Here is a 15,226-nt window from a genome sequence, read left to right as displayed (position 1 = left end):
ACGAGGCCAACATGACCGGTCGGCACCCGGCGCACGGATACACCCGTCCACACGGACACCACGACGGTGCAGAGGAGTACAACGTAATAAGGCACGGCAAGTCACACCTTTCCGTCGGGCGAGTCCGTGACCGGACCGCCGTAGCGCTGTCCATTCGGTTGGTCCGAGCTCGGCCCGGCCTTCGATGCGGTGCCGTCTCGTCCACGTCGGCACCTGCGGCAGACCGCGACCCCGCCGAGGTTGTTGGTGTCGCAGCTCCCGCAGGCCCATCCCTCCCGCGGCTCGCCGATGCCCCCGCCCGGCGCCGGTCGGACGAAGCGGCGCACGAGCGACGGCCATTTCCGGCCCGCCTTCCCCAACGCGTGCACTTCGACGTGCAACGCCCGGACGAGTCCTCCGAGCCCGGCGGGATCGACGCCCGATGCCGCGACCAGCCGGATCCGCGAACGCGCCGCCGCAGGCAACGAATTCACCATCCGTTCCACCGCGGGCAGCACCGTCGGCGGCGGAACGGCCGCGAGCACGAGGTTGACGTGCCCGGGATGAGGCGGGATCAGCTCCACCACCGAATCCGGCACCGTGCCGACGGGCCGGATCAGCAGACCGGACGCGAGCACGTCGACCATCCAGCCGGCCGCCAGCCGATAGCTCCCGATCCCGTCGGGCACCAGCCCCGGAGCCGGGCACCTCCATTCGCGCGGCACCGGCGGGCAGCCCGGCCGGTGCACGCTCAAGTGGATGAACGGCCGCCAGGTGCGTCGACCGGCGGAGGTGATGACACGTTCGTCCCTCGTTCCGTTCGCGGTGTGGAACGGCATGCCGTGGTAGTGGTGCACGGGACGTTGCAATCGCTCGGCGAGCCGTTGCGCGAACGGCCGCGCCGAGGTCGGCTCCCACCCGTAAACGACCAGCCCGAAGTTCGTCCGCCGAGGCTCCGGCAGCGAGTTCACGAGCCGGGCGCAGTCGTTGACCTCCGGGCTCGCCTCGCCCGGTGCGCCCACCACGATCGCGGGCCACCGCCCCATCACCGGCATCGTGAGGTCGGCGCGGACGCCACGGACGCGGCTCGACCGCAACCACATGCCCGCCGGGATTTCGGTGACCTCGATTCCCGGGATCTCGTGACCGCGAACGGGCGAGGACCCGCGGAGCCGATCATTCGGCCTCGTCGCGAGAACCATCGCGGAGGTACCGAGTCGCTCGCCGGAAGCCGCGCACTTCAACACGTGATCCCCTCCCCTCACACCGCCTACGCAGGTATCACGCACACGGCCGACGAAAAGGTTCACAAGCCTCAGGTGAATGCCTCCTCCACCTGGGCGGAGCCGGTGGAAGGAGGTCTTCACCCGACCCGACGCCATCACTCTGAGGAGTGAAGATGGGCGGCATTCACGGCCGATGGCTGTTCTTTCAGCTTTCGGCTCGGATAAGTTCATGATCGCGATTGTGATCAGATTCCGCGCACGTTCTCGGTCACGACTCGCGTACCGGACGTCATCGCGGCCGGCTCCGTCGATATCCGCGAGTCACCGTTGCGGAATCCGGTTTCCCGCCGGGCGCGGGATCGCCGCAACGGAACTCGCGGTGGACCTCCACACTGGGGAGATACTTCGTGCACAACAACACTTCCACCGTTTCCACGACCGATGTGGCCGGAGAATGGCGGCAGCGGTCGCGCCGGGACGGCCTGGCCCGCGTGATGCGGGCTTCTCAGCCTGCCGAGCACAACGCGGCCACGACGGAACGGACCCGCGATGCGGTGTCGGCGGGCCTGCGGACCGCGGCTCGGGAGCTCGCTCGCCCGCTGTCCACCGTGCTGGAGATCGGTTGCGGGATCGGCCGCCTGACCCCGACTCTGGCCGCCCACGCGGGCCGGGTCACCGCACTGGACATGACTCCCGGAATGCTGGACGAAGCACGGGCATCATGCGCACATCTGTCCAATGTGGATTTCGAATTCGCGCGCGCCGAGGACCTGCCGTGGGAAGGCCGGAAGATCGACGTCGCCGTGTCGGTATGGGTGCTCATGCACGTGCTCGACGAGGCGGCACTGGCCGAGATCTGCCGGTCGATCTCCCGCTCCTGCCGATACTTCGTGCTCGTGGAGTACGCGCAGGCGGCGATCCCGGTCAGCGAGTGGTCCCGGCTGCGCTCGGTGGACGACTACCTCGCCCTGATGCCCGGCGCGCGGCTCGTCGAGTCCCAGGAGCTGTACTACGGCGGGGACCTGTCCACAGCGGCACTGATCCGATTCCCCGGCTGAGCACCAGCACCGCGCGGACGCACCTCGCGACATCGTCACTGCGCCTGCTGCGCCCAGTGGGTTTCGGCTTCGTCCAATGCCTGCCGGATTCGACGTTGCTCGCCGCTTCCAGTGGTCGGCAATCGCAACAGCGGCATGTCGTGAGTGCGGAAGATCTGATTCTTCAGCTCGTCCCGCCGCAGTTGTTCCGGCTTGTTCTCGTGGTAGGCGAAGCCGTCGACCTCGATCGCCAGCAGCGGCCGGTTCGTCACGCGGTTGTAGATGACGAAGTCGACCGATGCTCGATTCCCGGCGTATTTCGCCTGCTCCGGCGTGAGCACGCTCAGGTCCGGGAACAGGCTCTTCACCAGCACTTGAGCGACGACGGTCAGGTGTTCGTAGCGCTGCTCGGCGAGGACCTCGTGGAGCACGGTCCACGCGATGTCCTCGGACTTGTAGGCCCGCTCGTTCTTCAGCCGCCCGGCCAGTGATCGCAGCCGTAACGAGTACTGCTGGTAGAGCAGGTCGAAGATCGAGACCACCGCGCTGTCCACGACGTCCTCGTCAAGATCGTGGTAGCGGATGTGACCGATCAGGTCCCGGATGTGCCGGCTGGTCGGCAGCATGTCGTTGTTCGTCACCAGGATGAAGCGCTCGATCGCCCGCGACACCGCCACGTTGATCAGGTGCGGGTCGTCGGCGAACGGCAAACCGCTGCGACCGCGCCACGTTTCGTCGAGGACGGTGGTCATCACGACCACCTTCTTCTGCCTGCCTTGGAACTTGTGCACGGTGTCGGACGCGATCTGATCGAGCAGGTCGCGGGCTTTGTCCGCCTGGAGCCGATAGGGCGTGGTGATGCCGATGTCGGCCGCGTCGACCTCGGCGCAGTGGTCCGGGATCACTTCGGTCTCGATGACCTCCACTTCGCGGCGGTTCGAGCGGCCCCCGGTCCGATGCCGGCGCATGTGGTTTCCTTCGACCGTGCGCACCACGATCATCGGGCGGCCGTCGCCACCGGTCGTGTAAGGGATGAGCTCGTCGCGGTAGAACTTCTTGTTGCAGAACCCGATGATCGCCGGGTCGCACCGGTAGTGCTCGCGCAGGAGCGCGCTCGGGAGCGCCTCGCCGTACAACGTCTCCAGCGAGCCGAGGATGCTCCGTCTGCAGTCGTACGCGGGGCTCGGTGCCTCGTGGTCGGCTGCGGAGGCTGCCGGGATCGGCGGCAACTGCTCGGCATCTCCCACCACGACGAGGTTGCGGCAGCACGCCAGCGCCAATCCGGCCACTAGTGGGTCGACCTGGGAGGCCTCGTCGATGATGAGGTGGTCGAGCAGGAAACCGTCCTCGATGCTGGAGCTCAACGAGTGGCAGGTGCTCAACAGGACCGGGTAATCCTCGATGAAGTCCCGGAATTCCTTGCTCCGCCGATACGTCTCCCCGTCGTACTCCTTCCGCGCGAGCCCGCCGTACCGAGCGCCGAGGTGAGCGTGCAGGGCCTGCACCGACAGTTGCCGATGTTCCTGCGCCAACCGGTCGAAGTCCGCTCGTCTCAGTTCCTCGTCGAGTTGCGCGATTTCCTTGTCCAGCTCGGCGATCCGCTTCGTGTAGTAGGCACGTTGCAGCCGGAGGACCACGTCGGTGTCCTCGGGGTCGAGGCCGCGCACCGAGCCGTAGCGAAAGTACTTCCGGATCCGCCGAATCAGCCCGGGACGAGCACCGTTGCGCTCCAGCTCGCTTTCGGCCAGGTAGTCCAAGATGCGCCCGGAGGAGCGGCGAAGCAGCGGGAGGCCGGAGAGGTCGGGCATCTCGTCCCCGTGCAGGTGCCGTTCGAAGTGCTCCCGCTCCAATCCGTACGCCGCCACCTCGTGCCGTCGCTGCGCCAAGGTGCGTTCGGTGGACTGCAGGCGGCGCAAGCGCCGGTCCACGTCGGCCAGCCGCCCGGGTTCGGGCGGCGGCGGAGTCTCGGCGGCGAAGCCGGCGACCCGTGCGTTGCGATCGGCCTGCCCGGCGAAGAACTCCTTGCGCTTCTCCTGTTTTCCGAGGCTCGCCAACACATGCCCGAAGCCCAGTTCAACGAGCTTCTCCCGCACGTTGTCGACGGCGGAGTTGCTGTGCGACACGACGCCGACGGTCCGATCTCGCACGGTGATGTTGGCGATCAGGTTCAGGATGGTTTCGGTCTTTCCGGTCCCGGGCGGACCTTGGATGACCGAAACGGAACGGGTGAGGGCGTTCTCGACCGCCTGGCGCTGACTCAGGTTGCACCGGAACGGGAAGATCGCGACACCGGTCGGTTCGCGCGGCGTGATCGGTGCACCGGCCAGGTACGCCCCCAGCGCGCTCTCCGGGTTGACGAAACTCAGCCTGCCGTACGGCCGCACCAGCGGATCGTCACCGGGGAGCCCGGCCACGACGTCCCGCCAGTAGCGGAACACCTCGGCCGCCGCCCCGGATCCGGTCGCGGACGTGAGAACGCGTACTTCCGAATCAGGATAGGTCCGGTACGTCTCGTTTCCCTTGCGCCGGTAGAAAACCCTGGCCCACGCGCCCTCCGAATCAGCGAACGTGGCGATCTCGACGGCGCTTTCCCAGACAGCTCCGCGCACCTCGACCCGAACTTCTCCGTTGAGCGCGATGCGTTCCGGGTCGCGAAGAGCCCGCACACGCCCCGATCCGTACGGATAGCGCTTGCCACCGTTGAACACGATGCCGACCCGCCCGTCCGCCAAAGGCTCGACCGCGGATATGTCGGCTGTCCGATCCTGAAACCGACCAGCCGACTGATCAAAGATCAATACCGCTTCAGCGCGCGGATCCAGCACTCGCACTCCTCAACCCGATGCGGTCGCGGCCGCGCGCAGGCGGCAGTTGGGCACGCTGCTCCTTCCACGGCCGGGCCGACCACAACATCGGTCAACGGAGCACCGGTTCGATCTTCACCTCGGCCATGTTGGCGGCAGGGCCGACTCCACCGGAAGACCTACCGCCCATTCGGAGTAAGGAATCAGTGCAGAATGGTCTTGATCCGCCTCTTGTCAGCGGTGAAGCCACTGAGCACTGAGCGCCCCAGCAGGACGGCCACCGGCGGGTTTTCAGCGGCTTCCTGGCAGCAGGTCATACCGGAACCGAGCCCCAGCTCCTGCGGAAGATCCCCCGATCCCCGTGAACAGCACGAACAAGATCCCCTGCAATGCCCGCCGATCCGACAGCGGCTTCGGTCCCGTCCTGCTGGACACACACCGGCACGGCGGACACAGGTTTCCGGTTCCCCACAGAGGCACTGCGATTTCGACTCATTGCCGCACAGTCCGACGACGATCCCTTGGAACCTGCCCGTGCGGTCCGGTGGGACGGTTCAGTCGCTCATCGCACGACTCACCAGATCCCGCACGAGTTCCACGACCTCGTCGGGCCTGAACTCCATCGCGTTCTCACCGACGCAGATCTCGAACGCGCATCGCGACGGATCCGGCGCCGAACGGACCTTGTAGAACAGTTCTGTGCCGTCCTCCGCGATCAGCTGGGCACCGGCCCGCTCGACCGCGGCTTTCGCAGCGGACACGTGAACGTGAAACAACGGGGTCTGCGGCGGGTCGGGCAACGCGCGCACGATTCCATCGGCGTTGAGCGCGGCCGCGATCGCGACGGCGTGAGCGCGGAACTCCGCCATCCGCGGAACCAGGTGGTCCAGCCCCGACAGCGCTCCTAGCGCCAAGGGCCAGGCGTTCGAGATCGCACCGCCGAGGCGCTTGCGCCACACCGCGGCCTCGGCCACCGTCTCCTCATCACCGGCCAGCACCGCACCGCGAACACCGCTGAGCCCCTTGTACAAGGAGACGTACACGGTGTCGAAGAGCCCTGCGATCTCCGCGTGCGGCCGGTCGTAGAACGGCTGCGCCTCGAAGATCCGACCGCCGTCGAGATGCACCGCTGCCCCGCGCGAGCGCACCAGGTCCACCTGCTCGCACAGCTGCTCCCACCCCGGCAGCAGTCCACCGAGATCCCGCTGCGGCAACTCCCACACCACCGCGGCCAGCGGTTCACCGATCCTGGCCAGATCGTCCTTGCCCAGCAGCTCGTGCCGGTCGCCTGCCGGGTGGAAGCGCAAGCCGTGGACCGCGTTGTAGCCCTGCAATTCCCAGGTATCGAGGTGCAGGTACGGATGCCCGGCAAAGGTCCGCCTGCCTCGGCGGTCCGCGTGGATCCGCAGCGCCACTTGCTGAGCCATCGCGCCGGTGGGGAAGAACAGCGCGGCCGGAGCGCCCATCAGCCCGGCGATCCGCTCCTCCAGAACGGCCACCGGTTCGGCAGGCGACGTATCCGGTCCGACCAGATCGGCCCACTGGCGCAGCAAGTCGTGCGGCATGCGCCTGAGCGACGAATGCAGGGCGAGCGAGCGTCGGACCTTCGGAGTGTCCATGCCCCGGAAGTCTGCCAGCGATCAGAGTTCCTGCCGACGTTCACAGTTGATGTCGGTCGACCCACGCATCGGTGGCCGGGACGGGGCTCCCACAACGTTCCCGATCGTGCTCGCCTCATTCGCCCTCTCCGCGCGACGTCCGACAGCTACTGCAGATCGCCCCAGCGCCGGTAGATCGTCTCCGGGGTGACGTCGGCGCGCTGGACGACCGGCGGCCGCAGGTGCTGGGGTTCGGTTCCGGGATGACCTGCCGGCGGCGACTGCGGGATCGGCGGGGTCTTCGACCGGCTCCACGAGGTGTTGCTCGCCGAGCTCAACGCGGCCGGTCAGATCGACTGGTCACACGCGTGTGGATGCCTCCGACTCCCACCCCGAATGCGTCAGGAAGCCGAAGCGAGAACGGGCGTCGTGGACGGCGAACTATTCGGTGAGCCGGATGCGGAAGGTGTACAGGCGGGTTATCTGGGCGTTGTTCTCGTTGTCGTCGCTGATCAGGTAGAGCAGGCGCGAGCCCTTCGCCGGGCCGTCGGCCTCTTCGGGGCCTACGGCCATGCCTTCGACGTTCTCCAGCAACGGATTCGGCTGCCGTTGTTTTCCGGCGACCACCTCTGGACCGCCCGCCGGGCAGTCGCCGAGGCTGAACAGCAATGAGCTGCGGACGAACACATCGGCCGAGACTTCGGCCAGTGCGGGAGTGTTCGTCACGTCCTTGTCGTCGGTGAGGCGCAGCTCGACGACTCGCACCGTGTTGCCGAGTCCTTCGACGTACTGCCGTTCCAGCGCGAGCAGCCGATCCTGCTCGGTCACGGCGAGCTCCGCCAAGTACATGCCGGTGCTGGTCTCGTACGCGCATTGGCGGTCCGGGACGTAGTTTCCGCCCGGTTCACCGTGATAGCGCTGAATTCGCAGGCGGTTTCGCCCTCGTTGATCGCCGTCGTCGTTGAGCGGCGCCTCCCAGCCCGCGTAGAGGTAGCGACCATCGGCCGTCGCGGCCAGCGACTCGGTGGTGCGTCCCTGGTGCGCTCCACCGAACGGCTCGGTGCGCAGCTTCTCCGGAATGGGCAGCGGAGTTCCCACCTCGTGCCCGTCGCTGAGCCGGAAACGGCGGATCGACGGCCCCTTCTCCGAGCCGACCAGCACGGTGTCGGTGCCGGGCTCGACGACCATGCCCTCGCCGTCGATTCGACCCCCGTAGGGTCTGCCATCCGTGCCGCGCAACGTCAGGGCGGTGTCCGCGGCGACGTTCAGCTCTTCGGGATCGCCGAGCTCCACCGGGAACACGCGGCCGGGATCGTTGTCCGCGAGCGCGTACCCGCTGGACCGGCCGGTGAGGGCGAGCGCCGTCGGGTGGTTCATCGCGTCGCGCCACGCCCTGATGGCGATCGCGAGCCGGCCCACCCCCAGGCCGGCGGACACGGCGGCCAGTACGACCTCCGCAGCGCCCAGCTCTCCCGACTGCAACGACTCGCGCCGAACGGATATGCGCGCGTGCCGTTGAAGTTCGAAGTCGCCTCCCAGATGGGCGTAGAGCGTTCGAAGCTCATCGTGTGAACTGTCGTCGCCTTCCCGAGCTTCGAACCTGAACTCGATGTCCATCTACTCCCCAGACGGATGGATTCGGCTGACATACAGGGAATTCGGAGCGACGAGTTCGCCCCGGCCCGGCACGAGACGGGCGGGAGCCTCGGCCGATCGAGAACGTCCCGCTTGCCCCACGGGCCGTCGTGCTGTACATGTACCAACATGTATAGACAGGTGCCGGGGAAGCGGCAGCAGATCGTCGACACCCTCGCGCGGCGCATCCGCGACGGTCACTACCGTCCCGGTGACAAACTGGACGGGGAACTGCGCCTGGCCGAGGAGTTCGACGTCTCGCGGGGCACCGTGCGACAGGCCCTCAGCGAACTCCAGCACCTGCGGCTCATCTCCACCGAAACCGGCCGTGGTTCGTTCGTCATCTTCGACGGACACCAGCTGAGCCAGGACCGCGGCTGGGCTCAGTCCCTCGCCTCCACCGGCAGCCAGATCACCGTCGCCGTCCTCGGCATCGAGCGCGTGCAGCGCTCCGACGTTCCGCTGCTTCCCGACGAGGTCCGGCTGGAGCAGGGCATCGCGATCCGCCGCGTCCGGCTGCTGCGTTCCGCGGACAGCGTCGAGCCGATCTCCTTCGAGTGCTCCACGGTTCCCGCCGACGGCCGTCTCGCGGAGCTGCCGGAGACCGGTCTGATCCAGGGCTCGATCTCCCAGACCCTCGTGCAGGCCGGGTACCTCTCCACGCGCGGCACCCAGCGCGCGGACGTGCACCCGCTGGACGAACGGGAAGCCGAGATCCTGCGCCACGACGCGGGAACGGTCTTCCTGCGCACCGCCCGCACCTCGTTCACCGACGACGGCCGGTTCGCCGAGCACGTCGTCTCGCTGCTCGACCCGCGGTACTTCACCCTCGCGCACACCTTCGGAGACGAACGATGACCGCCGCTCAAGACGCCGCGGATCCCGCTTTCGAGCGCGCGTACGGCGCGCTCGTCGGGCTCGCCATCGGCGACGCCCTCGGCATGCCGACCCAGTCCATGCCGCGGGAACGGATCCGCGAGCGCTACGGCCGGATCAGCGACTTCGTCGACGGCGCCGCCGATCAGCCCATCGCGCCCGGCATGGCCGCCGCCTCCGTCACCGATGACACCGACCAAGCGATGATCGTCGCGCGGCTGATCAGCGACGGTTCCGGGAGCATCGACGCGCACGCCTTCGCCGAGCAGTTGATCGCCTGGGAACAGGCGATGCTCGAGCGCGGCTCGCTGGATCTCCTCGGCCCCTCCACCAACGCGGCCCTGGCGAAGCTCCAGGCAGGCGTCTCCGTAGAGGAGACCGGCCGCTCCGGGACGACGAACGGCGCCGCGATGCGTATCGCCCCCGTCGGAGTCGCTCACCCGCGCGGCGAGCGCCTGATCGACGCGGTCGTCGAAGCGGGTCGCGTCACCCACAACACCGGACTGGGGATCTCCGCCGCCTGCGCCATCGCCGCCGCCGTCTCGGCGGGCGTCGACGGAGCGGACACCGCCGGAGCCCTCGAGGCCGCCGACGCAGCGGCCCGGGAGGGCGAGACACGCGGGCACTGGGTGGCGGGCGCCTCCGTTCCGGCGCGGTTCAACGCCTTCCGCCGGTACGCGAAAGGGCTCGGCACCGAGGACTTCGAGTCGTTCCTCTACGAGGTGGTCGGCACGTCGGTGCAGTCGCAGGAGTCCGTCGTGGCCGCGCTCCTGCTCGTCGAGCGCGGCGCCGAGTTCCCGTTCGACGCGCTGTGCACCGCGGCGTCCCTCGGCGGCGACACCGACACCGTCGCCGCCATGGCGGGGGCCGTGCTCGGCGCCGTGCACGGCGCCGAGGCGTTCCCGGACGCAGCGGTCCGCCGCGTCCTCGACATCAACGGCCTGGACCTGGCCACGCTCGCGCGGCGGCTGCTCGCCGTGCGGCGGTCGTCAACGAAGATGAGGTGAACCAGTGTCCGAGACTCCCACCGGATCCACGGCGGCGAAACCCTTAGAACCCCCGCAAACCGGCGCGCTCGGTGCGGTGGAGCAGCGCGGTATCGAACCCGTGCCCGTTGCGGAACGCCGCGGGAATCCGATGCAGCTGTTCTGGGTGTGGTTCGCCGCGAACATCTCCGTGGTCGGCATGCCGCTCGGGGTCAGCCTCGTGGCCCTCGACCTGTCCGTGTGGCAGGCCCTCATCGTCGCGGTCATCGGCGCGTTCGGGTCCTTCGCCGTCGTCGGCCTGATCTCCGTCGCCGGGCGGCGCGGCGGGGCGCCGAGCCTCACCTTGTCCCGCGCCGTCTTCGGCACTCGCGGCAACGCGGGGCCGACGGCGATCGCGCTCGTGTCGCGGCTCGGCTGGGAGACGGTGAACACCTCGACGGCCGCTCTCGCCATCGTCACGAGCGTCTCGCTGCTCACCGGCACCGGTGAGGACGCGAAATCCGCGCCGCTGGTCGCCGTCGCCGGTGTGGCGCTGTTCGTCGGATTCACCGTCGCCGTGTCCGGCATGGGCCACGCCGTGATCCTGGTCGTCCAGAAGTGGTCCACTTGGATCTTCGGGGCGGTCAACCTGCTGCTCCTGGCATTCCTGGTCGTCAACATCGACTGGGCGGAAGTGGGGCGGACACCGAGCGGCGGTCTGGCCGCGGTGCTGACCGGGATCGGCACCATCGTCGCGGGCACCGGCATCGGCTGGGCGAACTCCGGTGCGGACATGGCCCGCTACCAGGCCCCGACCGTGCGCGCCCTGCCGCTGGTGATGTCCGCGGCCGCCGGTGCGGGCATCCCGCTGGTGGTCATGATCGGCATGGGGTCGGTGCTCGGCGCGTCCGATCCGGCGATCGCCACGGCCGCGAATCCCCTCGATGCCATCCGCGACAGCCTGCCGACCTGGATCGCAGTCGGCTACATGGTGATCTCCTTCATCGGCCTGCTGCTGTCCAACCACCTGTCGGTGTACTCGGCGGGCCTGACGACCCTCACCCTCGGGCTGCGGGTCAAGCGGGTGTACGCGGTGATCGTCGACGTGGTCATCACAACGATCGGGTCGCTGCTGTTCCTGCTCGTCGCCGACGGGTTCTACGGACCGTTCACGACGTTCATCTCGCTGCTGGCCGTGCCGATCTCGGCGTGGGTGGGGATCTTCCTCGTCGACATGATCCGGCGCCGCGACTACGACCCCGAAGCACTCCTGGACCTGAGCCGGCGGGGCGCCTACTACTACACCGGCGGCGTGCGCTGGTCCGCCCTCGGGTCGTGGCTGGCCGCGATCGTCGTCGCGGCCCTGTTCATGCAGGTCACTCCAGGCGATGTTCCGTTGTACACGGGGCCGATGTACGACACGTGGATCGGAACCAACGGCATGTCGTGGATCCTCGCCGCCGGCCTCGGCGGGCTGCTCTACGCGGTGTTCGGCCTCCGGTCCGCGGCGGGTGCGAAATGAGTCCCGGCCGCGTGATCCACACCGGACAGGCCGTCGTCGACCTCGTGCTGCGAGTGCCCTCGGTGCCGGCTCCCGGCGGCGACGTGTTCGCCTCCGGACACGAGTTCCTCGCGGGCGGCGGCGTGAACGTCATGCTCGCCGCCGCGCGCGACGGTGCTCGGGTCGTGTACGCGGGCGGCCACGGCACCGGCCCGTTCGGGGACATCGTGCGCGCGGCGCTGGCGCCCGAGGACGTGGAGCTCGCCGCCCCCGCCGATCCCGGCGCCGACACCGGGTTCAGCGTCGCCCTCGTTGATGACGGCGCGGAGCGGACGTTCGTCTCCACCGCCGGAGCCGAGAGCGCCGTGGACGTCGCTCAGCTGCGCCGCACCGAGCCGGGCAACGGCGACGTGGTCTACGTGTCCGGCTACTCCCTCGTCCACGACGCCAACCGCGCGGCGCTGCTGGAGTGGTTGCCGACGGTTCCGGCCGGGTGCTCCGTCGTCGTGGATCCCGCCCCCGTGATCGGTGACGTCGGCCTCGACTCGGTGCGCGTCCTGCTGGACCGCGCCGACGTGTGGACCACGAACGAGCGGGAGGCGCTGATCCTGTTGCGGCGCTTGGGATCGAACGCCGAGACCGAGGACCGCGCCACCGTGGCGGCAGCGCTGGCCACCGCCACCGGCCGCACCGTGGTGCTGCGCGCCGGATCGCACGGCGCGCTCATCTCCCGCCCCGGCGGGGACGTGCTGAGCTGCCCCTCCCCCGAGGTCGACGCCGTGGACACCAACGGTGCCGGCGACGCCCACGCCGGGGTGATGTCGGCGCGGCTGGCGGCCGGTGAAGACCTCGAGGCCGCCGTGCGCCGGGCCGGTGTCGCGGCCGCGATCGCCGTGACCCGGCCCGGTCCCGCCACTGCCCCCATCGCCGCCGAGGTCGACGCCGTGATCCGGGGCGGAAGGACGCCCGCCGAGTGATCAGCCGGCGGGCGACATCGGACTCGGCCTCATCACCTGGGTCAACCTCGTGTGCCTCATGCTGCTGTTCCCGGTCGTGTACAAGGTCTGCCGCGACTACGACCGGCAGCGCAGGCTCGGCATCGACCCGGTCTTCGATCCGAAGGCGCTGAACATCAAGGGAGCGGATTTCTGGCATCCGGATCCGGTTCCGGCGCCGACCGCCGCGCTGGCGGGAGATGCGGCCACTCGAACCGGACCCGAGTACGAGAAATAGCCGACGAGGCCCCGATCAACGGTTCGCCCCGGCTTCAGCACTGACGCCCGGAAGCCCGCCGACCGCGCAGGCCGGCGGGCTCCGCCAGACCCTGGAGAACACGGTCCCACGACGTCGCGCTTGTGCGGAGCCGTCAACGGACGACCTCCCCCGCGCCTCGTGCAGCAACCGCTCAGACCTGCTGTGGCCGGGCCGTGGGCCGCGCGATTCGCAGCGCAGCCGCAGCCAGGACAGTCCCCAGCAAGGCACCGAGCGTGTTGGAGAGCCAATCGTTGGTCGAACAGCTCCTCCCGAGCACGGTAGCGAACGCTTGAATCACCTCGACCAGCAACGAAGCCCCGCTCGCTGCGATCAGCACGCCGAGTGGCCGTTGGGTCAAGACTCCCGCCAGCAGAACCGCTGGAACGAACAAGACCAGGTTTCCCATGAGCTCCACCGCGCCGAGGGTGGGGAAGTCCCATTCGATCGTGCAGCCGACCACCGGCTCGCCGCTCGCAGGAAAAAGAGTGGCCAGCGCGATCACCAAGGTCGACAGTCCGAGCAGGACTCCCGTCATCCGCGACCTCGGAGCCAGCCAAGCTCCGGCAAGGGGTCCGACGACGACCAGCCCCACGAGAGCAACCGTCGTCATCCACGGAAACTCGACGAGAATGGTGGCAAGCACTTGGCGGGCCCTACCCACAACCCCGGTTCAGGGTGACGGGGTGCGCACGAGACCTTCCACACCATCGCAGCACGAACCGGCCACCACCGAACTCATAACCACCCCGTCCACGACCAACGTGGTCCTGGCTCCGGCGGCAGTTCTGCTCACGCTCGCCGAATGATCGATCCGCCCGGTCTCGCCGAGTTCCTGCGCCGTCGACGCGAGAGGCTGTCGCCTGCGGACGGCGGCCGATCCGCGCAGCGGCCGAAGCCGCACTCGCACTGGACGTCCGGCCGATCCGCGCCTTCTCGGAATCGGTCGCCGGTTCGGATCACATGGCTCGGACGCCGGATTTGATCGCTTCGCGGATGCGGAGGTTTCTGGTCACCTCAGCGAACTCGATGACCCCGACGACGAAGAGGAACTACGCGACGTCACCGGTCGATTCCTGGTCCCCATGCGGATCCGACGCACCGATCTGAGCGTCGAATCCGTGCCGGCAGTGTCCTTTTCACCGGTCCCGGCCCGCGAAGGAACTTCACGCCGATCCGCTTCGGACCTCGGGCGATCCACCCCACAGCACGATCCGGCCCTGCTAGCGTGTCGGCCGCGAAAAGATCGGTGCCGTACGGCCACTCGCAACTGGGGAAACTGAGGGGTTGGCAACTGTGTTCAACAAATCATCGCGGTTCATCGCCGTCATGTCCACGACCTCGCTGATAGCGCTCGCCGGACCTGCCTTGAGCGCCCAGGCAGCCGGAACCGAAGCCGAGAAGGGCGCCAAGGACCTGCCCGTCTACTTCGTGCACGGCTACGGCTACGAGGACGTGGACGGCGACGGCAACAAGGACAAGGGAAAGAACTGCTCCAAGACGTGGGGTCCGGCGCTGGACTACTTCAAGGACCACGGCTGGGACGAGAAACAGCTCATCACCGTGGGCTACTACCCGGACGACAAGTGCGACGTGGACATCAATCCCGCGGATGAGAACGACGCCACCCGCGACACCAAAATCCAGTACATCGCCCAAGACCTCGCCGCCTACATCAAGAAGAAGCACGGCGACGAACCGGTCAACATCGTGGCTCATTCGATGGGCGGGCTGATCACGCGAACCGCGATGTTCGGCCACGAGCACTGGGGCGAACAGAACTTCCCGAAGATCAACGTCGACCAGATCGTCACCCTCGGAACTCCGCACAACGGTGTGATCTGCGAGGACAAGGACGATCCCAAGGACTCGTGCAACAACGGCACGACCCAGTGGCAGCAGATGAACCCCGACTCCAAGTTCATCGACGTGCTGCACGACTACAAGCTGACCGACGACTGGGCGAAATCGACGGACTGGAGCTTCGTCGGATCCAACCAGGACGAGACGGTCAACGGGAACTCGGCCATCGACCTGGGCCACCACGCCGATCACAAGTACCGGTACTGGGACAGCAACAGAACGCCCGCCAACGACGCCTGCAACGAGCCCGAGCGACAAGTCACGCACTGCGGAATCCGCACGCTCAAGAACAACGGGGAGAACCCCGACGGCGATCCCGGCGACGACGACGGCGACTACGACCTCAACTACTGGAACGCCGACGACGGCAAGAGGCACGAGACCCGCAGCGGCTGGGCACCGGTGAAGGCCGCCGCGCTGGCCATCTCACGGGGCGACGACGCCTAGTTCCGTTGAGGCCCGCCTTTACCTCCTTCATGACCCGCCCGGCG

The 15,226-nt window shown here is 68.2% G+C and carries 13 protein-coding genes; 7 read left to right on the top strand and 6 right to left on the bottom strand.

The window, feature by feature from the left end; translation table 11 throughout:
- Positions 1–101: 101 nt before the first annotated feature.
- Positions 102–1,025: a hypothetical protein gene (locus H2Q94_RS10610; protein ID WP_243794345.1), complete on the bottom strand. Its 924-nt coding sequence runs from the start codon at positions 1,023–1,025 to the stop codon at positions 102–104.
- A 587-nt stretch (positions 1,026–1,612) separates the two neighbouring features.
- Between H2Q94_RS10610 and H2Q94_RS10605 the strand changes: the two genes are divergently transcribed.
- Entirely contained in the window at positions 1,613–2,263 is a 651-nt protein-coding gene (locus H2Q94_RS10605) for a class I SAM-dependent methyltransferase (RefSeq protein ID WP_243794344.1), read from the top strand.
- Between the two features lie 35 nt (positions 2,264–2,298).
- Here the strand turns inward: H2Q94_RS10605 and H2Q94_RS10600 are convergent, their stop codons facing one another.
- The 4 genes from H2Q94_RS10600 to H2Q94_RS10585 form a co-directional block, all read right to left on the bottom strand.
- On the bottom strand, positions 2,299–4,908 hold the full coding sequence (locus tag H2Q94_RS10600; protein WP_243794343.1) for an AAA domain-containing protein: 2,610 nt from the start codon (positions 4,906–4,908) through the stop codon (positions 2,299–2,301).
- Between the two features lie 692 nt (positions 4,909–5,600).
- The gene (locus H2Q94_RS10595) at positions 5,601–6,611 is read right to left on the bottom strand and encodes a threonine aldolase family protein (protein WP_243794342.1); all 1,011 of its coding nucleotides are present in this window, start codon (positions 6,609–6,611) and stop codon (positions 5,601–5,603) included.
- A gap of 200 nt (positions 6,612–6,811) precedes the next feature.
- Positions 6,812–6,982, bottom strand: coding sequence for a hypothetical protein (locus H2Q94_RS10590; RefSeq protein ID WP_243794340.1), 171 nt, complete (start codon positions 6,980–6,982; stop codon positions 6,812–6,814).
- Between the two features lie 103 nt (positions 6,983–7,085).
- Positions 7,086–8,261: an effector-associated constant component EACC1 gene (locus H2Q94_RS10585; protein ID WP_243794339.1), complete on the bottom strand. Its 1,176-nt coding sequence runs from the start codon at positions 8,259–8,261 to the stop codon at positions 7,086–7,088.
- A 147-nt stretch (positions 8,262–8,408) separates the two neighbouring features.
- Between H2Q94_RS10585 and H2Q94_RS10580 the strand changes: the two genes are divergently transcribed.
- The 5 genes from H2Q94_RS10580 to H2Q94_RS10560 are packed head-to-tail and all read left to right on the top strand — an operon-like array spanning position 8,409 to position 12,854.
- Positions 8,409–9,137 (top strand): GntR family transcriptional regulator, encoded by a 729-nt coding sequence (locus H2Q94_RS10580; protein ID WP_243794337.1) that lies wholly within the window; start codon positions 8,409–8,411, stop codon positions 9,135–9,137.
- Positions 9,134–10,162: an ADP-ribosylglycohydrolase family protein gene (locus H2Q94_RS10575; protein WP_243794335.1), complete on the top strand. Its 1,029-nt coding sequence runs from the start codon at positions 9,134–9,136 to the stop codon at positions 10,160–10,162. Before H2Q94_RS10580 ends, H2Q94_RS10575 begins: the two co-directional genes overlap by 4 nt.
- A gap of 4 nt (positions 10,163–10,166) precedes the next feature.
- A complete protein-coding gene (locus tag H2Q94_RS10570) occupies positions 10,167–11,642 on the top strand; it encodes a purine-cytosine permease family protein (RefSeq protein WP_309501142.1) in 1,476 nt (491 codons plus the stop codon).
- Between the two features lie 11 nt (positions 11,643–11,653).
- Positions 11,654–12,598 carry a PfkB family carbohydrate kinase gene (locus tag H2Q94_RS10565; protein WP_243794334.1) on the top strand — a complete coding sequence of 315 codons (945 nt, stop codon included), beginning with the start codon at positions 11,654–11,656 and terminating at the stop codon, positions 12,596–12,598.
- Between the two features lie 16 nt (positions 12,599–12,614).
- Positions 12,615–12,854 carry a hypothetical protein gene (locus tag H2Q94_RS10560; RefSeq protein ID WP_258718706.1) on the top strand — a complete coding sequence of 80 codons (240 nt, stop codon included), beginning with the start codon at positions 12,615–12,617 and terminating at the stop codon, positions 12,852–12,854.
- 172 nt (positions 12,855–13,026) lie between these two features.
- On the opposite strand, the gene H2Q94_RS10555 is transcribed toward H2Q94_RS10560, so the two are convergent.
- Positions 13,027–13,518 carry a VanZ family protein gene (locus H2Q94_RS10555; protein ID WP_243794330.1) on the bottom strand — a complete coding sequence of 164 codons (492 nt, stop codon included), beginning with the start codon at positions 13,516–13,518 and terminating at the stop codon, positions 13,027–13,029.
- A gap of 650 nt (positions 13,519–14,168) precedes the next feature.
- On the opposite strand from H2Q94_RS10555, the gene H2Q94_RS10550 reads away from it, so the two are divergent.
- A complete protein-coding gene (locus H2Q94_RS10550) occupies positions 14,169–15,182 on the top strand; it encodes a lipase family alpha/beta hydrolase (protein WP_243795645.1) in 1,014 nt (337 codons plus the stop codon).
- The last annotated feature ends 44 nt before the right edge of the window (positions 15,183–15,226 follow it).

The organism is Saccharopolyspora gloriosae (assembly GCF_022828475.1).
In the GTDB taxonomy this organism is placed as follows: domain Bacteria; phylum Actinomycetota; class Actinomycetes; order Mycobacteriales; family Pseudonocardiaceae; genus Saccharopolyspora_C; species Saccharopolyspora_C gloriosae_A.
Note: the sequence above shows the minus strand (reverse complement) of the source record. Positions and strands in the feature narration are given on the sequence as shown.

Coding starts and splice junctions, on each gene's coding strand:
- H2Q94_RS10610 (WP_243794345.1), bottom strand. CDS start 1,025: ATGGGGCGGTGGCCCGCGATCGTGGTGGGCGCACCGGGCGAGGCGAGC.
- H2Q94_RS10585 (WP_243794339.1), bottom strand. CDS start 8,261: ATGGACATCGAGTTCAGGTTCGAAGCTCGGGAAGGCGACGACAGTTCA.
- H2Q94_RS10575 (WP_243794335.1), top strand. CDS start 9,134: ATGACCGCCGCTCAAGACGCCGCGGATCCCGCTTTCGAGCGCGCGTAC.
- H2Q94_RS10595 (WP_243794342.1), bottom strand. CDS start 6,611: ATGCCGCACGACTTGCTGCGCCAGTGGGCCGATCTGGTCGGACCGGAT.
- H2Q94_RS10580 (WP_243794337.1), top strand. CDS start 8,409: ATGTATAGACAGGTGCCGGGGAAGCGGCAGCAGATCGTCGACACCCTC.